This is a genomic window from Variovorax sp. Soil_C_39 (assembly GCF_057656815.1).
Genome location: NZ_JBDGJQ010000004.1, coordinates 77981 through 99543 on the forward strand (window position 1 = coordinate 77981; position 21563 = coordinate 99543).

General features: G+C 71.8%; 17 protein-coding genes. 9 read left to right on the top strand and 8 right to left on the bottom strand.

The features are described from left to right. The first annotated feature begins 71 nt into the window (after window positions 1-71). The 5 genes from AC3A6J_RS11865 (at window position 72) to AC3A6J_RS11885 (ending at window position 5004) form a co-directional block, all read left to right on the top strand. Window positions 72-1235 carry a CaiB/BaiF CoA transferase family protein gene (locus AC3A6J_RS11865; RefSeq protein WP_487860140.1) on the top strand — a complete coding sequence of 388 codons (1164 nt, stop codon included), beginning with the start codon at window positions 72-74 and terminating at the stop codon, window positions 1233-1235. Window positions 1236-1264: 29 nt separating this feature from the next. Next, window positions 1265-2170, top strand: a complete 906-nt coding sequence (locus tag AC3A6J_RS11870) for a dioxygenase family protein (RefSeq protein ID WP_487860141.1) — start codon at window positions 1265-1267, stop codon at window positions 2168-2170. A gap of 11 nt (window positions 2171-2181) precedes the next feature. Beyond that, the gene (locus AC3A6J_RS11875; RefSeq protein WP_487860142.1) at window positions 2182-2988 is read left to right on the top strand and encodes a citryl-CoA lyase; all 807 of its coding nucleotides are present in this window, start codon (window positions 2182-2184) and stop codon (window positions 2986-2988) included. Continuing rightward, window positions 2985-3956, top strand: coding sequence for a Bug family tripartite tricarboxylate transporter substrate binding protein (locus tag AC3A6J_RS11880; RefSeq protein WP_487860143.1), 972 nt, complete (start codon window positions 2985-2987; stop codon window positions 3954-3956). Before AC3A6J_RS11875 ends, AC3A6J_RS11880 begins: the two co-directional genes overlap by 4 nt. Before the next feature lie 76 nt (window positions 3957-4032). Continuing rightward, on the top strand, window positions 4033-5004 hold the full coding sequence (locus AC3A6J_RS11885; RefSeq protein ID WP_487860144.1) for a Bug family tripartite tricarboxylate transporter substrate binding protein: 972 nt from the start codon (window positions 4033-4035) through the stop codon (window positions 5002-5004). Here AC3A6J_RS11885 and AC3A6J_RS11890 read toward each other — a convergent pair. The 5 genes from AC3A6J_RS11890 to AC3A6J_RS11910 all read right to left on the bottom strand — a co-directional run bounded on the left by AC3A6J_RS11890 (window position 5001) and on the right by AC3A6J_RS11910 (window position 8553). Then, window positions 5001-5693 (bottom strand): glycosyltransferase family 2 protein, encoded by a 693-nt coding sequence (locus tag AC3A6J_RS11890; protein ID WP_487860145.1) that lies wholly within the window; start codon window positions 5691-5693, stop codon window positions 5001-5003. The two genes, AC3A6J_RS11885 and AC3A6J_RS11890, sit on opposite strands and share 4 nt — an antisense overlap. Further along, a complete protein-coding gene (locus AC3A6J_RS11895; protein WP_487860146.1) occupies window positions 5690-6301 on the bottom strand; it encodes a methyltransferase in 612 nt (203 codons plus the stop codon). Before AC3A6J_RS11895 ends, AC3A6J_RS11890 begins: the two co-directional genes overlap by 4 nt. Continuing rightward, window positions 6298-7059, bottom strand: a complete 762-nt coding sequence (locus AC3A6J_RS11900) for a PIG-L deacetylase family protein (protein WP_487860147.1) — start codon at window positions 7057-7059, stop codon at window positions 6298-6300. Before AC3A6J_RS11900 ends, AC3A6J_RS11895 begins: the two co-directional genes overlap by 4 nt. After that, entirely contained in the window at window positions 7047-8096 is a 1050-nt protein-coding gene (locus AC3A6J_RS11905; RefSeq protein ID WP_487860148.1) for an acyl-CoA dehydrogenase, read from the bottom strand. Before AC3A6J_RS11905 ends, AC3A6J_RS11900 begins: the two co-directional genes overlap by 13 nt. Before the next feature lie 103 nt (window positions 8097-8199). Further along, window positions 8200-8553, bottom strand: a complete 354-nt coding sequence (locus tag AC3A6J_RS11910) for a hypothetical protein (protein ID WP_487860149.1) — start codon at window positions 8551-8553, stop codon at window positions 8200-8202. Between the two features lie 50 nt (window positions 8554-8603). Between AC3A6J_RS11910 and AC3A6J_RS11915 the strand changes: the two genes are divergently transcribed. Genes AC3A6J_RS11915 through AC3A6J_RS11930 form a run of 4 tightly spaced genes read left to right on the top strand, consistent with a single transcriptional unit; the run spans window position 8604 to window position 13382 of the window. After that, on the top strand, window positions 8604-10061 hold the full coding sequence (locus AC3A6J_RS11915) for a TolC family protein (protein ID WP_487860150.1): 1458 nt from the start codon (window positions 8604-8606) through the stop codon (window positions 10059-10061). Next, on the top strand, window positions 10058-11047 hold the full coding sequence (locus AC3A6J_RS11920) for an HlyD family secretion protein (protein WP_487860151.1): 990 nt from the start codon (window positions 10058-10060) through the stop codon (window positions 11045-11047). The genes AC3A6J_RS11915 and AC3A6J_RS11920 overlap by 4 nt, the downstream gene beginning before the upstream one ends. 14 nt (window positions 11048-11061) lie before the next feature. Beyond that, window positions 11062-12240, top strand: coding sequence for an ABC transporter permease (locus AC3A6J_RS11925; RefSeq protein ID WP_487860152.1), 1179 nt, complete (start codon window positions 11062-11064; stop codon window positions 12238-12240). Continuing rightward, complete coding sequence (locus AC3A6J_RS11930; RefSeq protein WP_487860153.1) at window positions 12240-13382, top strand: ABC transporter permease; 1143 nt, start codon at window positions 12240-12242, stop codon at window positions 13380-13382. The genes AC3A6J_RS11925 and AC3A6J_RS11930 overlap by 1 nt, the downstream gene beginning before the upstream one ends. A gap of 30 nt (window positions 13383-13412) precedes the next feature. Here the strand turns inward: AC3A6J_RS11930 and AC3A6J_RS11935 are convergent, their stop codons facing one another. The 3 genes from AC3A6J_RS11935 to AC3A6J_RS11945 all read right to left on the bottom strand — a co-directional run bounded on the left by AC3A6J_RS11935 (window position 13413) and on the right by AC3A6J_RS11945 (window position 21478). Further along, window positions 13413-19151, bottom strand: a complete 5739-nt coding sequence (locus AC3A6J_RS11935) for an autotransporter-associated beta strand repeat-containing protein (protein WP_487860154.1) — start codon at window positions 19149-19151, stop codon at window positions 13413-13415. Between the two features lie 195 nt (window positions 19152-19346). After that, the gene (locus tag AC3A6J_RS11940) at window positions 19347-21221 is read right to left on the bottom strand and encodes a site-specific integrase (RefSeq protein WP_487860155.1); all 1875 of its coding nucleotides are present in this window, start codon (window positions 21219-21221) and stop codon (window positions 19347-19349) included. After that, window positions 21218-21478 carry a hypothetical protein gene (locus AC3A6J_RS11945; RefSeq protein ID WP_487860156.1) on the bottom strand — a complete coding sequence of 87 codons (261 nt, stop codon included), beginning with the start codon at window positions 21476-21478 and terminating at the stop codon, window positions 21218-21220. The genes AC3A6J_RS11940 and AC3A6J_RS11945 overlap by 4 nt, the downstream gene beginning before the upstream one ends. Window positions 21479-21563: the final 85 nt, after the last annotated feature.

Consider the following 21563-nt stretch of genomic DNA (forward strand, 5'->3'; position numbering starts at 1 on the left):
CAATCATTTTCCGAACCCGCGGCCGCCGCCTAGAGTTCGCGCACCCCACAACAACGACAGGAGACGACCCGGTGCATCAAGTCCTCAGCGGCATCAAGGTGCTGGAGCAAGGCACGTTCATCACGGGGCCGGCCGCGGGCATGTTCCTCGCCGACCTGGGCGCCGAGGTGGTCAAGATCGAGCAGCCTGGCGCGGGCGATCCGTTTCGCGCATTTCGCGGCGGCCTCTACAGCCCGCACTTCCAGACCTACAACCGCAACAAGCGCAGCATCACGCTCAACCCCAAGCTGCCTGCCGACGCGGCCGTGTTCGACGAGCTGGTGAAGGACGCCGACGTCTACATCCAGAACTTCCGCCCCGGCGCGGCCGATCGATTGGGCGCGGGCGAGTCGCGGCTGCGCGCGCTCAACCCGCGGCTCGTGTATTGCGCGATCAGCGGCTTCGGGCAGACCGGCCCCGCCGCTGGCCGCCCGGCCTACGACACCGTGGCCCAGGCCGCGAGCGGCTTCCTGAAGCTGCTGGTGAACCCGGCCAACCCGCGCGTGGTGGGGCCCGCGCTCGCCGACGCCATGACGGGCTTCTATGCCGCCTATGGCGTGCTCGGCGCACTGGTCGAGCGCGGCCGCACCGGCCAGGGGCGCTCGGTCGAGGTATCGATGCTCGAGGCGATGTGCCACTTCAACCTCGACGCGTTCACGCACTACTTCTCGGAGAGCGAGGTCATGGGCCCGTTCAGCCGGCCCAGCGTTTCGCAGTCGTATGTGCTCGAGTGCGCCGACGGGCTCTGGATCGCGCTGCACATGTCCTCGCCGGAGAAGTTCTGGCAGGGGCTGGCCAATGCGATCGAGCGCCCGCGCCTGTTCGCCGATGCGCGCTTCGCGTCACGCGAGGCCCGCATTGCGCACCAGGAGGACCTGATCGCGCTGCTCGGCGAGCTGTTTCGCCAGCGCCCGCGCGCGAGCTGGTGCGCACGGCTCGAGGCCGAGGACGTGCCGCATGCGCCGATGTACGACACGCGCGAGGCGATGGAAGACCCGCAGGCGCTGCACCTGCAGCTGCAGGTGAGCGCGCCGCATCCCGAGGGCGGCGAGTGGCACACCATCCGCTCGCCCGTGAGCTTCGACGGCGAACGCGCGCTCGAGGTCACCGCCCCGCCGGTGCTTGGGGCGGACAACGCGGCGATTGTCGATCCCATCCGCCATCGACTCGGCCAGGCCGGCAGCGCCGCCGGCTGACATTTCAAGAGAACCAGGAGACAAGCCCGATGACCCCATCGAACGAAGACGAGCTGACGCAGGCCGTGCTGCAGCGGCTCGAGGGCGCGAGCGACGCGCGCTTCGCGCAGGTGATGCGCTCGCTCATCACGCACCTGCATGCCTTCATCCGCGAGGTGGACCTGAAGCCCGACGAGTGGATGCAGGGCATCGAATTCTTGACCGCGACCGGGCAGGCCTGCACCGACCGCCGCCAGGAGTTCATCCTGCTGTCGGACACGCTGGGCGCCTCGATGATGGTGGTGATCCTCGACCAGCTGCGCGCCGCGGCCGGCAAGCGCAGCCGTGCCACCGATGCCACAGAGATCAGCGAGGCCACGCACGCCACCGTGCAGGGTCCGTTCTACTGGGAGGGCGCGCCCGACTTGCCGCTCGGCGCCGACGTGGCGCAGGGCGCGCGCGGGGAGCCCACCTTCTACAGCGGCCGCGTCACCGACACCCAAGGCCGCCCGATCGAGGGCGCGCTGCTCGACATCTGGTCGGGCGACGGCGAAGGCGTCTACGACATGCAGGTCGAGGGCGCGACCATGTCCGCGCGCGGCCGCATCCGCACCGACCACGAGGGCCGCTACTGGTTCTGGTCGATCCGGCCGACCTTCTATCCGATCCCGGTCGATGGCCCAGTGGGACGCATGCTCGATGCGATGGGCCGGCATCCCAACCGCCCGGGCCACATCCACATGATGGTCTCGGCGCCCAACCATGTGCCCGTGACCACGCACCTGTTCGTCGCGGGCAGCCCCTACATCGAGTCCGACGCGGTGTTCGGCGTGCGCCCGCGGCTCATCGTCGATTTCGAGGCCCACCCCGCGGGCCGCGGGCCCGACGGCCGGCTGCTGGAGACGCCCTACTGGTCGGCGCACTACGACTTCCGCCTCGAACCTCGCCACGCCTGAAGGAACCCGCCATGAAGATCGGAAAATCCACCGTCCCGCGCAGCGCCATCTGCACCTCGGACGAACACACCATCGTCGTACGCGGCCAGGACCTGTGCCGCGACCTCATCGGCCAGCTGTCGTTCGCCGACTACTTCTTCCTGCTGCTGACCGGCCGCCGTCCCGACGCCGCGTGCAGCGCGGTGCTCAATGCCACGCTGGTCGCGATCGCCGAACACGGCCTGGTGCCGAGCGTGCAGGCCAGCCGCATGACCTTCGCGGCGGCACCCGACGCGCTGCAGGGTGCGGTGGCAGCCGGCATCCTCGGCTGCGGCTCGGTCATCCTTGGCGCCTCCGAGACGGCCGGGCGCCTGTTCGTCGACGTGGCGGCGCGCACCGACGAAGGTACGACGCTCGAGGACGCCGCCGCCGAAGCGATCGGCCGGCTCAAGGCGGCGCGCGCCGCGATCCCGGGCTACGGCCATCCGCTGCACAAGGCGCGCGACCCGCGCGTCGACCGGCTGATCGAGGTGGCGGCCGAAGCCGGCGCCGACCTGCGCTACGTGCGCATTGCGCAGGCGCTCGAAGACGCGATCCCGGGCATCGTCGGCAAGGACCTGCGCATGAACGTCTCGGCCGCGATTCCCGCGGTGCTGCTCGGCGTGGGCTTTCCGGTCGCGTCGCTGCGCGGCGTGCCGATCCTTGCGCGCACCGCGGGCCTGATCGCCCACCTCGCGGAAGAAGCAGAGACACCGAGCGGCTTCGCGCTCTCCTACCAGGCCACGCGCGAGCTGCAGTACGACGGCACGCTGCCCGCCGGCTTCGGGGAGGCGGCATGAAGCGCCGCGCGCTCGTGGCGGCGGCGGCGCTGGCCGCCACGCTCCCGGTGCCGCACGGCATGGCCTGGGCCCAGGCGGGCGGCGATGCGCGGCCGATCAAGCTCATCGTGCCGTTCGCGGCCGGCACCTCGACCGACATCGTGGGCCGCGTGCTGGCCGATGCGCTCGGGCGCCAACTCTCGCAGGCCGTGGTCGTGGACAACCGGCCCGGCGCCGGCGGTGCCATCGGCAGCGAGCTGGCGGTGCGCTCGGGCGCCGATGGCCACACGCTGCTGCTCGGCACGGTCGGCACGCACGCAATCAACGCATCGCTCTACAAGCGGCTCGGCTACAGCCCGCAGCGCGACTTCGTGCCGCTCGGCTTCGTCGGTGCCACGCCGACGCTGCTGGTGGTCGCGGCCGCGGCGCCGTGGAAGAGCGTGGCGGACCTGCGCCAGGCGAGCGGCAAGTCGGTGAGCTTCGCCTCGGCCGGAAACGGAACCTCGGGCCACCTCGCGGGCGAGCTGCTCAACCTGCGCCTCGGCAAGGACTTCGTGCACGTGCCCTACCGCGACGGCAACCAGGCGCTCAACGAAGTGATCGCGGGCAACGTGCAGTTCATGTTCTATCACCCGGCCGCCGTGCTGCCGCAGGTGCGCGCGGGCACGCTGCGCGCGCTCGGTGCATCGAGCGCGAAACGCAGCGCGGCCGCGCCCGAGGTGCCCACGCTCGCCGAGCAGGGCATCGCCGACTTCGACCTGGTCGCGTGGTTCATGTTGTATGCGCCCGCCGCGATGCCCGCCGCGCAGCGCGAGCGGCTGCGCGAGGCGGCGCAGGCGGTGCTGGCCCAGCCCGAGGTGCAGCGCCGGCTCGCGGCCCAGGGCATCGAGCCCGCCGCCATGGACAGCGTGGAGATGAGCGCCTTCGCGACGGCCGAGATCGCGAAATGGGGCGAGGCCGTGCGCCGCTCGGGTGCGCAGGTCGATTGACGCGTACGGCACCGAGATCAAAAAACCACAGGAGACAAGCATGCGTTCGACAACGACGACAACCACAACAAGCCTCATGCGGAAGATGCTCGGCCTGGCACTGGGCCTCGCAAGCCTCGTGGCCGCGGCCCCCGCATCCGCCCAAACCCCCGCCGGCGGATGGCCGAGCAAGCCGATCCGCATCGTGGTGGGCTTCGCGCCCGGCACGCCGCCCGACATCTTCGCGCGCATGTATGGCGAGTACGCGGGCCGCAAGCTCGGCGTGCCCGTGATGATCGACAACCGGCCCGGCACCGCCGGCAACCTCGCCTCCGACACCGTCGCGAAGGCGCCCGCCGACGGCTACACCTTTCTGTACAACCTCTCGACGGCGTTCACGATCAATCCCTACATCTACAGCAAGCTGCCGTTCGACCCCGAGAAGGACCTGACCCCGGTCGCCACCACGATGCGCCAGGGTCTCGTGCTGATCGCCACCACCAAGTTCCCTGCCAAGACGCTCAAGGAACTCGTGGCCGCGGCGAAGGAGAAGCCGGGCACCTATTCGCACGCCTCCTACGGCGCGGGCAGCCCGTCGCAGCTCATCGTGGAGTCGCTCAAGGACGAGGTCGGCATCGACATGCTCCATGTGCCCTACCGCGCGAGCCCGATCGCCGACCTGGTCGGCGGCCAGGTCGACACGCTGATGGAGCCGATCGCCACCGGCTACCCGCTGATCAGCGCCGGCCGCGTGAAGGCACTGGCCTACTCGGGACCGGAGCGTCACCCCGCGCTGCCCGACGTGCCTACGCTGTCCGAGGCGATGCCCGGCTACTCGATGATGTCGTGGCACGGCATCTGGGCGCCCGCGGCCACGCCTGCGGCGGTGCTCGAGCGCTTCAACGCGGTGTTCGTGGAGGCGAGCAAGGACCCCGACCTGGCCCGCCGCATCCGCGAGCTCAACAGCGAGCCGCTCGGCGTGACGCGCGCGGAAATGACGGCGATGGTGCGCCGCGATGCCGAGATCTACAGCCGCGTGGTGAAGGCGCGCAACATCCGCGTCGATTAGGGCGGAATCGGCGAGAGGCCGGGCGCTTGCATGGCCGCCATCGCCAGCAGCGTCTCGCCGAACCCGCCCCGCGCACGCGGGTCGGTGCGCGCGCTCGTCACGACGCGCGGGCCCGCGCTCCAGGCGATGCTGGCGCCCGCGGCCTCGAGCGCCTCCACCAGCGCCACGTCTTCGCTGCACGCCAGCGGCGAGAAGCCACCGGCGCGAAGGTAGGCCGCGGTCGAGACGCCCAAGTTGGCGCCGTGCACGTGCCGATGGCCATCGGCGCGGTTGTAACGCCCTTCGAAGAACGCGCGCACGGCTTCATCGTTGGCGCCGTGGGCAGTCCAGTCGTTCACCTCCACGCAGCCGCACACGGCATCGGCGCCTTCCGCGAGCTGCATCACCAGCCAGTCGCGCGAAACCATGGTGTCGGCATCGGTGAAGGCGAGCCAGCGCGCGCCGGCCGAGATGCATAGCTCGGCGCCCCGCGCGCGGGCCACGCCCACGTTGCGCGCGGCCAGCTTCAGGCACGCGACGCCGTGCGCATCGACCACGTCTTCAGTGCCGTCGCTGCAGCTGTCGAGCACGACCACCACTTCGACGGCTTCGCCATGCAGGCCCGGGTGCGCCGCGGCCGAGCGCAGCGCGTCCAGCGCGGCGCCGATGCGCTCGCATTCGTTGTGCGCGGGGACGATGACGCCGATCAACGGATGCCGTCCCGCTGCGCCACCGAGCGCGGGTCGCGAGACCACACTTGCAGCACGAAGTCGTCTTCCTCGTGGAGCACGAGCCGCGCAAGGCCAAGATCGGCAAGGATGCTGTGCGCATCGGCCGTTGCCAAAGCGCGCTGCGCGAAGCCCGGCCGCCAGTCGCATGCGACCAGCGTACCCTCGGCGAGCAGAGAGGTCGCGCAGCATTCGGCGACGCGCTGCATCTCGGCGCGCTGCAGGAAGTAACCCACTTCGCTGAGCACGATGAGGTCGAAGCCGCCCGCATCGTGTGGCCAGCCCTCGGGAATGGCGTGGCGGTCGACGCGCACCTGCGGGAATGATTCGGTGCGCTTGCGCGCGATCGTGACCGCCTGGTCCGAGAAGTCGCTGGCCACGAGCTCGTCGCAGCGCGGCGCGAGCGCGAACGTCAGTTCGCCGATGCCGCAGCCCGGTTCATAGGCACGCCGAAAGCGTGCCTGCGGCAACGCGGCCAGCAGCACTGCGCGCTTGCGGGCCTCGTACCAGCGCTCGCGCACCGCGTAGGGGTCGTCGCTCTCGGCATAGAGCGCATCGAAATAAGGAAGCCGATCCTGCACCGCGCTCACAGGAACATGACCTCGTAGGGGCGCGCGGCGCGCGCCACGGTGCTGGCGCGCAGCACGGGCCCCGCGCCGGTTGAAGCGTCGAACCGCAGCTGGCTCGTGAAGGCGCGAACGGCCGCGCGCTTGCGCCGCACCGCTTCGCCGCTGAGGGGAAGGCGGACCGCGTTCTTCCAAGGCATGCGCGCGTCGCCGGGCTGCGACCAATGCCAGCCCCAGACCGGCACTTCGACGAGCCGGGCACCCGCGGCGGCCGAGGCCAGCGCACAGGCTTCGCCGGTCGCTTCATGGTCCGGGTGCCCGTCCCCGCGCCAGGTGGTAAAGACCACGTCGCGCGGACGCAGCAGCGGCACGAGCCGCGCGGCCAGCAGCGCGCGCAGGGCCTGGAGCCCGCCGTCGGGCAGTGCTAGGCGCAAGGGTTCGATCGCCAGGCCGAGCCGCCGCAATGCACGCATTGTTTCGCGCGGGCGGACCTGCGCCAGCCGGTCGGCGGACCATTCCGCCGAGCCGGCATGGCTCGCCGTGCCGTCGGTCACGGCGATCAGTTGCACCGGCGTGCCGCGATCCGCCAGTTGCGCGAGCAGGCCGCCCACCGCAAGCACTTCGTCGTCGGGGTGCGGCGCCACAACCACGGCACGCGACCCGTGCTCCGGGACCAGGGTGTCCAGGTCGACGGCGGGCAAATCGGCCAGGCCGGCCCAGCGATGCCATTCGGCCTCGCTGGTGCCTTCGCCCCCGATTACCCTGCGCGCTACAGGCGCCATGCCGATACCTCCTCGGGGGTACCAGCGGTGCCCGCCTCGCCGTCCGCATCCACCGACAGGTGTCCGAGCGCGGCCAGGTCGCGCTCGGCATGGCTCTGGCGCAGAAAGACGGGCAGGTCGGCCATGGCGTGCGCGAACTTCGCGTCGCGGCACAGCGGGCCGGCGCCGACCGCGCGGCCGGCGTGATGGATCACCTCCAGCGCCGCCTGTTCCACGGCCAGGCGAACGCGCCGCGCCGGACGCTCGGCGTCGCCTTGCGGATGGCGGTCGATCCACGCCGCGGTTTCGCGCAGCAGCGCAGCCGCACTGCACATGGCCACCTCGATGGCGCCGAGGTGCGCGAGCCGGTGCGCGTCGGCCTTGGCGCCGGTGGCTTGGCGCACCTGCCGTGCGATGCCCGATGCGCCACCGAACCAGCATGCGGCGATACCCGCCCCGCCTTGCCAGAAACCTGGCCGGCGCACGTAGTCGCCGGGCCGTCCGATCAGCGTGGCGCGCGCGCCGTCGAAGCGGACATCGACACTCGCGCACGCGGCCATGCCCACCGCGTGCCAGCCTTCGTCCGTGACGCGAACGCCCGGCTCGGTCATGCCCACGGCGGCGAGGCAGGGCTCGCCAGCGGCGTTCCAGCCACTCACGAGTGCGTGCGTCACCTGGCTCGCGCCAGAACACCAGGCCTTGGTTCCGTGCAGGCGGACGACGGGTCCCTCGCCTCGGGCATCGGCTTCGAAGGCGAGCCGCGCGTCGGGCGGCTCGGCACACCATGTGCCCCAGCGGGCGCCCGGCAGCGTGGCCGGCGCGCCGCCCAACTCCGCCAGGATGGCCAGCGCATCGGTGTGCCCTTCAAAGAGCTTGACCAGCGAGAGATCGTGCGCAGCCACGGCGGCGAGCGCGCGCCAGCGCGCCAGCGTGTGGCCTGCGCCGGGGCGCGGCAGCTTGTCGGCGCCCGCTTCGACGAGGTGCGCGAGCCTCAGGCTCCGGCCATGGCGCGATGCGAGCGATGAAAAGAGGTCCCAAGTCGGGCCGATGTCGAGCATGAGCCGAGCGTAGGAAACGGAAATGAGCGGGCCCGTCGGCGGGGAGCCTCGCACGTTGTAGGCGCTCAGCCGTGGCGCAGCCGCGCTGCCGCGGCGGTGCCTGCTAGGTCCGTCGCACTTCCATCACCCCATGCTCGGCGGCCTGTTCGTAGACGGCAGGCACGCGCGTGGCCAGGTGCAGCAGGATGCGCGGCGCCTGGGTGCGGACCGACCAGCGCAGCAGAATGCCGGCCGCCACCAGTGCGCCGCCGAGCCATGGATGGCCCGCAAGCGCCGCGGCGATGCCGGGGCCGACGAGCGCCATCGCGAGCACCGTGGCGTACGTGCGATGCGAGACGAAGGGCGCCGCCAGCTTGGGATTGACGATGACCCGGAAGCGCCCCTGCGGAAGTCCCTGGCGGAACTCCTCGAAGGGGATGTATTCGGCGGTCTCCTGCGGATCGTTCGTTCGGGTCATGCCCGCATTCTGGCGCCAAACCGGCCGCGCACCGCACAAACGAGCGCCCCGTGCGCCGCGATACGATGGCGGCCATGTCGCCGCGCGCCCTTCTTCTTCTCGTCTCGGCCATGCTGCCCGTGGCGGCGCTGGCGCCCGCCGGCGCCGCGCATGCGCAGGCCCAGGAGGAAACCCTTTCGATGAGCTTCGACGCCGCGCGTGCGCGCATGCGCGACCGTTCCGACAAGCTCGCGGCCGCGCGCGCCGGCGTCGAGTCGAAGCAACTGCAGGGCGAAGGCCTCAAGGGCCTTGGCGGTCCGGTGCTGAGCGTTTCGGGCCTGGCCTATGCATACAACGCCAACCTGAACCTCGACCTCGATCCGCTCAACCAGCGCATCGGCCAGATCGGCCAGGCGCTGCCTTCATCGCTGCAGGGCCTGGTCGCGCGCGTGCCGATCCCGCAGCTGCCCAACAGCTACACGCTCAACCGGCACGACACCGGCGCCAACGCGTCGGTGTCGGCCGTCTGGCCGATCTACCTGGGCGGCGCGACCGAGGCGGTGCGCGGCTTCGTGTCGGCCCAGACGCGCGAGGCCGAAGCCGACGCCGACCAAGCCAGCCACGAGGTCGAGACGGTGCTGGTGCAGCGCTACTTCGGCGCCCAGCTCGCGCAGCGCGCCGCCATGTTGCGGGCGCAGGCCGAGCGCACCATCGCGCAGCACGACGCGGCGGCGCAGAAGATGCTCGCGGCCGGCGTGATCTCGCGCGTCGAAAGGCTGCAGGCCAGCGCCGCCTACGAAGAGGCACGGCGCAATGCGCGCAAGGCCGAGGACGATGCCGCACTGGCCGCCGTGGCGCTTGCGCGCACGGTGCGCGCCGAGGGCATGATCGCGCCACAGACGCCGCTCTTCGTGTCGAGCCAGCCGGTCGAGCCGCTGTCGTACTTCATCGACGCGGCGCTGCTGCGCCATCCGGGCCTCGGCAAGGTGGCGGCCAAGAAGATGCAGGCCGAGCAGCTGCACGAAGGCGAGGAGGCGCTGCGCCGGCCGCAGGTCATCGCCTTCGGCACGCGCCAGCTCAAGAGCGGCAATGCCGACTGGGTGGCCGGCCTGGGCGTGCGCTGGACGCTCTACGACGCGGTCGACCGCGACGCGCTCGCGGCGTCTTCGCAGAAGCAGGTCGAGCAGGCCGAGCGCACCGGCGCACAGGCCCGCAGCGACATCTCGCTCTTGGTCGAGCGCAACTGGCGCGCGCTGGAGAACGCGCGCCGGCAATACCTGGGCATGCAGGCCGCCATCGACCTGGCCGAGGAAGTGCGCAGGCTGCGCGTGGCCGGGCTGCGCGAGGGCACCAGCACCACGCTCGACCTGATCGACGCCGAGACCAACCATGCGAAGGTGCTGACCGAACGCGCGCAGGCCGCGAACGACTACGTGCAGGCGCTCGCGCAGTTGCTCGAGAGCGCGGGCCTGTCCGAGAAATTTTCCGACTACATCGCACGCGCCGACCTGAGGGTGAACGACCAATGACAACAAGTGCCAAGACCCGCCGACTGATCGCCATCGGCCTGGCGCTGGGCCTGCTCGTGCTGCTGGTGTGGGGCTTCTGGCGCGCGGCGCAGCCGCCGCCCGAGGTGTTCCAGGGCCAGATGGAAGCGCGCGAGACCGACATCGCCGGCAAGGTGACCGGCCGCATCGCCGAGGTGCTGGTGAAGGAAGGCGATCGCATCCAGGCCGGTGCGCTGCTCATCCGCATGGACAGCCCCGAGGTCGCGGCCAAGATCGCGCAGGCCACCGCGGCGCAGCAGGCCGCCGAGGCCGTGGCACGCAAGGCGCAGAACGGCGCGCGGCCGCAAGAAGTGGAGATGGCGCGCATGCAGTGGCAGCGCGCCGAAACCGCCGCGCAGCTCGCGCAAACCTCGTTGCGCCGCGTCGACGGGCTGGCGCGCGAAGGCCTGGTGGCCGAGCAGAAGCGCGACGAGGCCGAGGCCAACTGGAAAGCCTCGCGCGACGCGGCCCTTGCGGCCAAGGCCCAGTACGACATGGCACGCATCGGCGCCCGACCCGAGGACAAGGCCGCCGCCGACGCGCAGGTGCGCCAGGTCACCGGCGTGCTCGCCGAGGCCGAGGCGGCCCAGGCCGAGACCGAACTGCGCAGCCCCGTGGCGGGCGAGGTCGCGAAGGTGCTGGCCCGGGTCGGCGAGCTGTCGCCGCAGGGCGTGGCCGTGGTCACGGTGGTCGACCTCAACGACCAGTGGGTGGTGCTCAACGTGCGCGAGGACCGGCTCGCGCGCTTTGCCGTCGGCAGCGAGTTCGATGCGGTGCTGCCTGCGCTGCCCGAGGCCGCACGCAGCGCCCGCTTCAAGGTGCACTACAGCGCCGCCCTGCCCGACTTCGCCACCTGGCGCGCCACGCGCGGCGGCGCGGGCTTCGACGTGCGCACCTTCGAAGTCCGCGCACGGCCGCTGCAGCCGATCGCCGGTGCGCGGCCGGGCATGAGCGTGCTGGTCGACTAGGGCCGGTCAACACCATGCGCGGGTTCGCTGCAGCCAGTGCCCGGCGCGAGTTCGCGCTGCTGCGCACGCGGCCCTGGGACCTGGCCATGGTCAGCTGGGTGCCGCTGCTAGCGGTGACGCTCATCTGGTGGATTTTTTCTGCCGGCCTGCCGAACCGCCTGCCGATCGGCGTGCTCGACCAGGACCATTCCGCGCTCTCGCGCCAGCTGGTGCGCTTTCTCGAGGCGACCCCCGGCCTGCGCGTCACGCAGCAGTACGCCGACGAGGCCGCCATGGCGCGTGCGCTCACCAGCGGCGCGGTCGATGCCGCGGTGCAGCTGCCGCGTGAACTCAGCCGCGACGTGAAGCAGGGGCGCACCGGACACGTGGTGCTGCTGCACAACGCGCAGCTGGGCTCGCACTCGAGCCTGATCCAGCGCGACGTGCGCACCGCCGTGGCCACCGTGTCGGCGGGCGTGGAGCTGGCCGTGCGCAACAAGCGCGGCGAATCGATGGCCGGCGCGCGCCGCAGCATGGAGCCGATCCGCGCCAGCACCGTGGCGCTGTTCAACACCTCGCTCGACTACGAGCAGTTTCTCGGCGCCGCGCTGATCCCGGCGCTGCTGCACATCCTGGCGATGACCGCGGGCGCCTGGACCGTGGGCCGCGAGCTGCGCGACCGCAGCCTCGGTGCATGGCTCGGTGCCGCGCCGCGCTGGCGCGAAGCGCTGGCCGCGCTGGCGGGCAAGCTCGCACTGCCGTTCGCGAGCCTTGCGGCCGTGGGCATCGCCGGCATGTTGTGGGTCACTGGCGGGCGCGGCTGGCATCCGGCCGGCTCGCTCGGATGGACGCTGTTCGCGCTGGCGGTGTTCCTGGCGCTGTCGATCGCGCTCGGCGCCTTCGCCGCCGGCATCACGCGCTCGCTGCGCACCGCGCTGTCGGCCACCGGCTTCATCACGGCGCCGGCCTTCGCTTTCGGCGGCGTGGGGTTCCCGCTCGTCGCGATGCCGTTCTTTGCGCAGGCCTGGGCGCTGCTGCTGCCGTACACGCACTACATCCGGGTGCAGATGGAGCAGCTCCAGATGGGGGCGCCGCTCATGTACTCGCTGGCGGCGCCGCTCTGGATGGCGCTCGCCACCGCGCTGTTGCTGGCCGCCTCCGCCGTGGCACTGGCACGTGCCGCGCGTGCGCCGGAAACATGGGGAGGCCGCTGATGCGCGAGGCCTTCCGCGACACCGCACGGACCGTGCTGCGCGACAAGGGCGTGCTGCTGATCATGCTGCTCGCGCCGCTGATCTACGGCTTCTTCTATCCGTGGCCTTATGGCGACCAGGCGGTGACGCGCGTGCCGGTGGCCGTGGTCGACCAGGACCACAGTGCGCTGTCGCGCCAGGTCACGCGTTTCGCGCAGGCCAACCCGCGGCTCGACGTGCGCATGCTCACCGGCGACCTGCACGCGGCGCAGCAGGCGCTCTGGCGCGGCGAGATCGAGGGCTACGCGCTGCTGCCCGCCGACCTCAAGCGCGACGTGCTGCGCGGTGCCGGCGCGGTGGTCACCATCGAAGGCAACGGCGCCTATGCGCTGCTCAACAAGGCAGTGCTCTACGGCTTCTCGGAAGCGGTCGGCACGGTTTCGGCCGGCGTCGAGATCCGCAAGCTGCAGGCCGGCGGCCAGGGCGCGCTGCAGGCGGCGGCGAGCCGCAGCCCGCTCGACACCGAGCTGGTGGCGCTGTTCAACCCGACCGAAGGCTACGGCAGCTACGTGGTGCCGGCGGTCGCGCTGCTGATCCTGCAGCAGACGCTGCTGATGGGCTGCGCGATGCTCGCGGGCACCTGGGCCGAGGCCGGCCGGCTGCGCGCCACCGCGGGCGCCTGGCTCGGCCGGCTCGCTGCGCTCACAGGCTTCGGCCTGCTGAGCGGGCTCTTCTATTTTGGCTGGGTGTTCTGGCTGCAGGACTACCCGCGCGGCGGCAATCCGCTCGGCGCGCTGGTGCTGCTGGCTTTCTACGTGCCCGCGATCTGCACGCTCGGCCTGCTGCTGGGCTGCTGGTTGCGCGACCGCGAGCGCGCGCTGCAGGTGCTGTTGTTCACCGCCCTGCCGATGGCGTTCCTGTCGGGCTTCTCCTGGCCGGTCGAGGCCCTGCCCGGTCCACTGCAGGTGCTGCGCTGGATCTTCCCGAGCACGGCCGGCATCCAGGCGTCGCTGCGGCTCAACCAGATGGGCGCACCGCTGCACGACGTGCTGCCGCATCTGGCGGTGCTGGCGGGCCTGGCACTGGCCGGACTGGCTGCGCTGCTGTGGGTTGCGCGGCCCGTCGGTGGCCGCCGCCGGGCCGAGGCACAGGCAAGGCCGTGACCCGCGGCGCCTCCGTGCGGCGCCACGGCCTCACCACTTGACCCGAACGCCGAGCGTGCCGTTGACCGCGCTCTTCACCTTGGCGCTGCCGCCCGAGGACCACAGCTTGCCCAGCTCGCCGTAGATGCTGGTGCGCTGGCCGAGCGCCAGCGTGAAGCCGCCTGCGAGCTCGGTGCTCGTGCCGCCGCTCGGCGCCGCGATGCCGGTGCGCGTGACGCCGTTCACGAACTGCGCAAGGTCGGTGCCGCTCGACGTCCTGTAGACGTTGACGCGGCCGTACGGCTGAAGCGTGCCCATACCCGTGTCGACGTGGCCCTTGACCCGCAGACCCGCGCGCGCGATCCAGCCGCTGTCTGCGCGCGGCTGCACCACCGCGCCGGCGATCGCCGCGTCGTCCAGGTCGAGGTGCTGGTGAATCAGCTGCAGCTGCGGCTCGATCTGCCAGCCGCCCGCGCCGAGCGCGAAGGCCTGGCCGACTTCCATCGAACCGAGCAGGCTGTTGCCCCTGCCTTCCACTCCGCTGCCGAAGCCCGGCCGCACCGTGTACCTGTGGCGGCCGGACTGCACCACCGCATCGGCGTGGAAGCCGTTGTCGCCGGTGAAGGTGCCGTACACGCCGAAGTACTGGCTGCGCAGGTCGTTGCGGCCCGCGTACAGGCCGGCCACGCCGCTCGCGAAGCCGTTCACCGTCGCGTCGCCATCGAGCTGGCCCACGTAGAGACCGGCGCGCCAGTTCGGCGTCGCCAGCAGGTCGGTGCCGGCCTGGAAGCCCGTGAGATCGCCCTTGCTGGTCGGCGAGACCGTGCCGCCCTGGCGAATGTCGAGGTCGGCGGAGAGCACGCGCCCCCACGCGCGGCGCCCGGTGCCGGTCGTCAGCGCGGCCGTGCCCTTCACGTCGTCGTCGCCCACGCGCCTGCGCAGATCGCCGAGCATCGCGAGGTTGCTCTGGCGCAGCTGGTTCGGCAGCGCGGCGTAGAGCGAGGCTTCGGCGCGGTAGGTGACGATGGGGACGATGCTCGGCGCGCTCGGCACACCGGGCTCGCCGGGCACCTCCGGCGTGGCGCCGGGGAGCGTCGAGCGCAGGTACCAGTTCTCGCCCGCGCCGGCAGCGTCGGCCGCGTGCAGCCGGTACTCGTAGGCGCCCGCATCGACATGGCCGCCTTCGAGCGCGAACGCATCCCGGGTGGTCTGCGCGGTGGTCGTGGCGCCGTTCTGCGCCGTGATCACCTCGATGCCGTTGCCGCTCGTGAGCGCGCCCAGGCCGGCGAGCTGCGCGAACTGCACACGCGTGGTGCCGGTCGCCGCGCCGCCGTCGATCACGAGGCGGTCCGACGGGCCCGTCGCGCCGAGCGCTGTGCCGAGCCTGAGCACGCCGTTGCTTCCGACGTAGTTGCCGCGGACCGTGAGCGTCGTGCCCGGCGCGCTGCCGGCCAGCGACACGGTGCCGCTGTTGGCGAGCGACGCCACCGTCTGGCTGAAGCCCGCGAGGTCGAGTGTGGCCCCCGCCGCCACGCTGTGCGCCGAGCCGGCGCTGAAGGTGTTGGCCGCGCCGGCGCGCAGCGTGCCGTTTGCCACGTTCGTCGCGCCCGTGTAGGTGTTCGCGCCCGAGAGCGTGAGCGTGCCTGTGCCTTCCTTGGTGATGAAGCCGCCGCCGCTGATGGCGCCGGAAAGCGTGCCACCGAACGCGCCGGTGTCGATGACCGGATCGTTCCGGCCCGTGAGCGCGAGCGCGTTCGCGATCTCCAGGCCATCGGCCGCGAAGCCTAGCGTGGTGCCGTCGTCCATCGCGAGCGTGCCGGTGCCGAGCGCCTGGCCGTGGCCCACATCGAGGCGGCCTTGCTTGAGCGCTGTGCCGCCGGTGTAGGTGTTGGCGCCCGACAGCGTGAGCGTGCCGCTGCCGATCTTGACGATCGCGCCGCCCACGCCCGAGATCGTGCCCGACACCTCGGTGCTCGTGTTCAGCCCGCCCGTCGTCAGCGCCTTGGCACCGAGGATCACGTCGCCCGCGCCCGACAGCGCGCCGATGGCGATGCCGTCGTTGGTGAGCGAGCGGATGCGCAGGCGGCCGCCGGCCTGGTTGACCACGGTGGCCTGGTCGGCGGTGGCGCGGTCGAAGATGTCGATCAGGCCGCCGCCTTCGTTGACGAAGGTGGCCCCGCCCGCGCTCGCATCGTCGAGCAGGTTGATCGCGCCGCCGGCGAAATTGGTGATGTGCGCCTTGCCGGCGGTGGCGTTGAACCAGAGCGTGGTGTTCCCGCCGCGGTTCTCGATCACGGCATTGCCGGCGCTCGCGCCGTCGCGGAAATCGGCCGACGCATCGGTGTGCGTGACGATGTGGGCGTGGCCCGCGGAACTCTTGTCGCCGAATTGAACGAAGCCTGCGTTGTCGGTGGGCAGCGCGCCGCGCGCGGCCACGTCGATGGCCAGCTTGCCCGCATCGGCCGTGCCGCCGAACAGGAGCGACGCATTGCCGGCCACTGAAACGGGGCCGTTGCCCAGCGCCCCGGTCACTTGCGCCTGCAGGCTCCCGGCAGCGACGTTCGTGCCGCCCGCATAGCTATTGGCCGCGCCCAGTGCGAGCGTGCCGAGCCCCGTCTTGACGAGCGCACCCGCACCCGAGACCTCGCCGTCGAGCGTGAGCGTGCGGGTCGGGTCGACCTCGAAGCCACCTGCACCTGCGCCGGCGCCGGCGCCGGCGCCGAGAGAGACCGTCCGCGCCGACGTGATCGTGCCGCTCGCGCGCAGCGTGCCGCCGTCGAGCGTGAGACCGCCCGTGGCCGCACCCAGATTGCTGTCGGACGAGATCTGCAGCGTGCCGGCGCGCACCGCGGTGCCGCCGCCATAGGTGTTGGTGCCGGTGAGCGCGAGCGTGCCACTGCCGGTCTTGGCGAGGCCGTCGGTGCCCGCGACGACGCTGTCGATCGTCGCCGTCCAGCCGGCGCTTGCGCCGCTGCCGTCGCCCACGCGCACTTCGACCGGGCCCGGCGACGCCTTGTCGGCCACCAGCGCGAGCGTGCCGCCCGAGACCCGATAGCCATCGCTCGCGAACTGCATGCCGCTGGCGATGACCGGGCCATCGGTGGTGTCGACCACGACGTTGCCGGCCGCGCCGCCGAAGATCGCGAAGCCCGGCTGCTGGAGCGGGCCGCTGGCGATGCCGCCCTCGTCGGCCCAGTTGGGCGCGGTGGCCGACCACGTGCCGCTGCCTCCACCCATCTGGGTCGGGCTGGCCAGGCCGTTGCCGTTCCAGAAGTTGAGCGTATAGCCGGCGGCGGTGATCAGGTTGATCTGCTTGCTGCCCGTGAGGATCTGCACCGTGCTGCCGGCGGGCGGCGCAAAGCCGCTGCCCGACATCGACAATTTGCCGCCCCAGCGGAACAGGTTGTACAGGCCCGGCCCGATGCCGCCCGCATCGCGCACGTTCAGCGTGGCATCGCCGAGCGACAGGTTGCCGCCCACCGCCACGTTGTCACCCTGCCCCGGCACCGCCGCCAGCCCGCTCGGCGCGCCCAGGTCGAAGTCGAGCTGGCTGCCGCTCGCGAGCGACAGGTCGCCGTCGATGCGCAGCGCACCGATGCCGTTGCCGGCCGCGGGGTCGCCCGCGGCCAGGTGGCCACCGCTCGCCACGGTGACGCTGCCGCCGATGCGGCCGAAGCCGCTGAGCGTCGCGCCGTCGTCGACGTTCACCGCGCCCGCAACGCTTGCGCCGCTGTCGGCCGCAGTGCCGCCCACCGCCAGGCGCCCGCTGCGCACCTGGGTCGCGCCCGTGTAGCTGTTGACACCGTTGAGGAACAAGGTGCCGCTGCCCTGCTTTTCGAGGCCGCCGCTGCCGGAGATCTCCCCGCTGAAGACGCTGCTCGATGCGTTGCCCGCCGTGAGCGTCGTCGCGCCCATGTCCACGCGCCCGCTGCCGCTGAGCGCGCCGATCGTGAGGGCACCGCTGTCGACCTGCCGGATGCGGAAGCGGGCGCTGTCTTCCACGTGCACGGAACCGGTAGGCGCCAGCGCGCCATCGCCCTCCACCGCCAGCGTGCCGCCCGAGATCACCGTGCCGCCCAGGTGGGTGGCCGCGCCGGCGAGCACCTGGACGCCCGTGCCGCTCTTGTGCAGCGTGCCGCTGCCACTGATTTCGCCGTTGAAGAAAGAGCTGGTGCCGCCCGACAGCGTGAGCGACTTGGCGCCCAGCACCACCGCGCCGCCGCCGGCCAGCGCGTTCACGGCCGTGCCAGTACCCGTGATGGCCGACACATCGAAGGTGGCGCCGGTGCTCACGTCGAGCAGGCTGCCCGCAGGCAGCGCACCGTTGTCAGCGAGGGCCAGCGTGCCGGCACCGATGCGCGTCGCGCCCGCGTAGCTGGACGCGCCGCGCAGCGTGAGGGTGCCGGCAAGGCTCTTCTGCAGGCTGCCCGCACCCTCGATCGCGCCCGAAAAATCGCCGGCCGCGACGGCCAGGGTCGTCGCGGCCTGGCTGCCCGTGTTGACCGTGCCCGCGCCCTGCAGGTTGCGCACCGGCAGTACGGCCGTGGCGTGGTCGTTGAAGTCCAGCGTCGCGCCGCTTGCCACGAAGGTCGTCGGGGCCTTGCTCGTCATGGCGGGAACCGCAGCGGCGCTCGCAGCGCGCAAAGTGCCGAAATCGACGCGCAGGTCATGCTGCGAGAACAAGCCCGTTGCGCTTGCGATTTCGACGATGCCGGTGTTGCCGAGCGAGCCGATGTTCAGCGCCGAGCCGTAGTCGATGTAGCCATCGAATCGCAGCGTCGTGCCGGCGGCCGCCGATACCGTGGCCGGGCCGGCCAGGCGGACGGTGTTGCTCACGGTGGTCGAGGCAGCGCCCCGGACCTCGGCGTTTGAAATCGAAAGATCACCCGCACCCAGCGACGACCCGCTGGCGATGGCGAGCACGCCCTGTTCGACGCGCGTGCCGCCCGTGTGGGTGTTGGCGCCCGAGAGCGAGAGCGTTCCCGCACCGACCTTGACGAGCGAGCCGCCGCCAGACAGCGCACCCGACATCGTCGCATTGAAGCCATTGGTATCGAGCGTGGAACCCTTGCCCGTGAGCGTGGCGTCCATCGCGGACACGAGACTGCTGTTGACGACCCGCAGCGTGCCGCCGGACCAGTTGAAGGCGCCGCTGGCGCCCGCGTTGGCCGGAACCAGCGCGTACAGGCCGCCCGTCTCCAGCGTGCCGCCGACGTCCAGATTGAGTGTGCCTTGGGCGCCAGGCTGCAGACCGACCTCGATGGTGCTGGCGCGTACGGTGCCGCCGCTGCGGATGGTCAACGTCCCGGTACCGGCAAAGCCGACCAACAACCCGCCGCTTACGTCGACGCGCGAGCCTGCGCCCTCAACCAGCATCGTGGTTGGGCCACCGTCGCCATCTATAAAGATCCTGGCCGAATTGAGGATGCCGCCGTTGGTGACGGAAAGCCCGCCCGCTGCGCTTCGGCCGAGCGACAGATAGTTGGTCTCGGCGCTGAACAAGCCGCCGGTAATCTGCGCGGTGCCCGGCGTGGAGATCTCCACGTCATCGCTGCGGGTCGGCACGGCGCCGGTGCTCCAGTTGGCCGCATCGAACCAGTCTCCGGGCACTGGCGCCAGCCACGTCTGCGCATGGCCGGCCGGCGACATGAGCGCGCCGAGCAGCGTGGCGCCCAGGAGCAGCGCGGCACGAAGCGCCGGCGGCCCGCCACTCGAGGATTTCGCGGTTTCCGAAACAGCTTGGCGTGCGCCGGTGCGGCGATTGATGACGATGCGGTGGGTACGGTTCATGGGAGGAGTCGATGAGCAGCGCCGCACCGGATGGGCTGAAGGCAGGGCCGCAAGAAAGAGAGGCGGTCTGCAGAACGAGAAGCAAGCCATTGCGGGCGCTCTCTCCTGGAACTCGACCGGCGAACTGCTGTTAATTGTTACGTGTGTAGCGAAATATCGCAACGTGTAACTTTTTGACTATAAGACAGGAGTTGCTCAAGGCCGCGGGACCCTCGCCGCGGACAGGTACATCGCGGTGGTGCCGGCCGATGCGTGGCCGAGGTTCTTTTGCACCACCTGCACCGGCAGCGGCGCCTGCCCTTCCCTGCCGCGCAGCGCGTGCGCGCCGTGCGTGTGGCGCAGCCAGTGCGTGCTGGCCTTGCGCAACTGCTGCTGCGCTTGCTGGCCCTCGAGGCGTTCGGCGGCCTGCGCGAGAAAGGCCTTGATCGCCTGGTACAGCCCGGAGGCCGACCAGGCGACTGGCCGCAGTTGCGCATCGAAGCGCGCGAGCACCGGCACGCCCTGGTTGCCGGGCGCATCCACCTGCAGGTCGAGGCCGTGCCGCGCGAGCTCTTCGCTCAGTTCATGCACCAGCTCGGCCGGTACCGGCACCTGCCGGCGGCGCGCGCCCCGGCCTGCCACCGACAGCGTCCAGGCCGTCCCCGTGCCGGTGTCGGGCGGCTTCAGGTCGCCGCAACGCAGCGCCGTCACCTCGCCCAGGCGAAGCCCGGTGGCATAGAGCCAGCGCATCGCGCGACGCAGGCGGCGGCCGGCCTGCGTGTCCGCATGGCCGCGCAGCAGCGCATCGACGTGGTCCCACTGTTCGAAGCTCAGCGTGCGGCTTGCGCCGAGCGGCAGTGGCCGCTCGGGCGGCAGTGCCACGTCGTCGAAGGGATTGGCGACCAGGTAGCGTTGGCCCACGAGAAACGCGAACAGGCTGCGCAGGATGATCAGCGACTGCCGCAGCGCCACCGGCGTGAGCGCGCCCTCGAGCGGCCGCCATGACGCCGACCAGCGCTGGTGATGCCGGGGCCCGCACCAGGCCGGCGGCGGGTCGGCCAGAAACGCCCGGTAGGCGTCGACGTCCTCGCGCGCGAGCGACGACAGCGCCGTTCCGCGCTCCAGCACGGCCCAGAGCAGCAGCCGCTCGGCTTCCTTGCGGTACGAGCGCTGCGTGGACGACAGCGCGCCGGCGGCTTCGCACCTTGCGCCCTTTGCGGCGAGCCAGGCGCCGATCGCTTCATGGTCGTCGGCCGCCTGCAGCAGGCAGTCTTCGGGCGGCGCGCGAAAGCGCCCGGTGCGCCCGTCGAGCCCGGCCGGCAGCACGAACTTCTCGTACGGCACCAGCGCCGTCGCGGGCGGCACCACGGCCGCCAGCGCGCCAGGGCTCAGCTGCGAGCGCGGCTGCACCGCATGCGGGCCGACCCGCAGGCCGAGCACCTGCTCGTGGGCATGCAGCCACTCGAGGATGCGCGCGGCCTTGGATTCGCCCACGCCGGGCACCTGCACCCACCAGCGCGCGCCCGCGAGGTTGATGCGCGCCACCAGCGCCTCGAGCGTCGGCAGGCCGGCGCGCTCGAGCCGTGCGGCGAGTGCCGGATGCAGCCACGCCGCCGCGCTGTCGCCGGGCCGCGGGTCCTGCGCGACCAGGTCTTCGAGCCAGCGCAGCGCCTCGAGCTGGCGCGCGATGACGCGCGCGCGGCGCGAGGGCTGCGCACTGCCCTGCCCTGCGCCGCCCCGCGCCTGCGGAAAGGCGGCCTCGTAGGCCTCGACCTGCTCGGCTTCGGAGAAATCGGCAAGGCCCTGGGCTTCGGCGAACTCGGCGAGGCTCGGCAGCGCGGGCGACGCGGTGAATCGCTCGGGATCGAGCAGGATCAGCCGCGCGGTGCCCGGCTTGTGCTCGCGCCGCGCCGCGGCCGCGAAGGCGTCTCGGATCCAGGCGATGGTGCGCCGCACCGTGCGCAGGTCGACATGCTCGCCCTCGAGGCGCAAGTAGCGCTCCCAGCTCGCGCGCTCGTCGACCCCCTGGGCCAGCGCCCGCATGAACGCGAAGTGGCCGCGATGGAGTTTGCGCGGCGCGGTCTTCTTCACGTGGGGGTGTTGGAATCGGCCGGTGCCTGCCAGAACTTCCACCAGGGCCGCGGCGGAACCGGTGCTTCGGGTGGCAATTGCTGGAGGTTGCTGGCGCGCACACGCTGGCGCAGCTCGACTTCGAGGGCGTGAGCCACGCCGTACGCATCGCGCTCGCCGCGCGACGCACGCGCTCGCCACTCCACGGCCAGCTGCTCGAGTTCGGCGTCATCGAGGCTTTGCAGCTCTTCCTGGGTGGGCATGGCCGGTTGGTTCATGGGCGCTCCCGGCGGGCGCCGGCCGGGGCCGGCATCGGGCGCAGATCGTAGGTCCGCGTCAAGGTCATCTGAAATTGTCGTTGGG

What these genes read in the sequence shown, in the direction of transcription:
- AC3A6J_RS11930 (WP_487860153.1), top strand. Translation starts at nt 12,240, where the DNA reads ATGCGCGAGGCCTTCCGCGACACCGCACGGACCGTGCTGCGCGACAAG.
- AC3A6J_RS11900 (WP_487860147.1), bottom strand. Translation starts at nt 7,059, where the DNA reads ATGGCGCCTGTAGCGCGCAGGGTAATCGGGGGCGAAGGCACCAGCGAG.
- AC3A6J_RS11910 (WP_487860149.1), bottom strand. Translation starts at nt 8,553, where the DNA reads ATGACCCGAACGAACGATCCGCAGGAGACCGCCGAATACATCCCCTTC.
- AC3A6J_RS11905 (WP_487860148.1), bottom strand. Translation starts at nt 8,096, where the DNA reads ATGCTCGACATCGGCCCGACTTGGGACCTCTTTTCATCGCTCGCATCG.
- AC3A6J_RS11935 (WP_487860154.1), bottom strand. Translation starts at nt 19,151, where the DNA reads ATGAACCGTACCCACCGCATCGTCATCAATCGCCGCACCGGCGCACGC.
- AC3A6J_RS11885 (WP_487860144.1), top strand. Translation starts at nt 4,033, where the DNA reads ATGCGGAAGATGCTCGGCCTGGCACTGGGCCTCGCAAGCCTCGTGGCC.
- AC3A6J_RS11875 (WP_487860142.1), top strand. Translation starts at nt 2,182, where the DNA reads ATGAAGATCGGAAAATCCACCGTCCCGCGCAGCGCCATCTGCACCTCG.
- AC3A6J_RS11920 (WP_487860151.1), top strand. Translation starts at nt 10,058, where the DNA reads ATGACAACAAGTGCCAAGACCCGCCGACTGATCGCCATCGGCCTGGCG.
- AC3A6J_RS11870 (WP_487860141.1), top strand. Translation starts at nt 1,265, where the DNA reads ATGACCCCATCGAACGAAGACGAGCTGACGCAGGCCGTGCTGCAGCGG.
- AC3A6J_RS11880 (WP_487860143.1), top strand. Translation starts at nt 2,985, where the DNA reads ATGAAGCGCCGCGCGCTCGTGGCGGCGGCGGCGCTGGCCGCCACGCTC.
- AC3A6J_RS11925 (WP_487860152.1), top strand. Translation starts at nt 11,062, where the DNA reads ATGCGCGGGTTCGCTGCAGCCAGTGCCCGGCGCGAGTTCGCGCTGCTG.
- AC3A6J_RS11945 (WP_487860156.1), bottom strand. Translation starts at nt 21,478, where the DNA reads ATGAACCAACCGGCCATGCCCACCCAGGAAGAGCTGCAAAGCCTCGAT.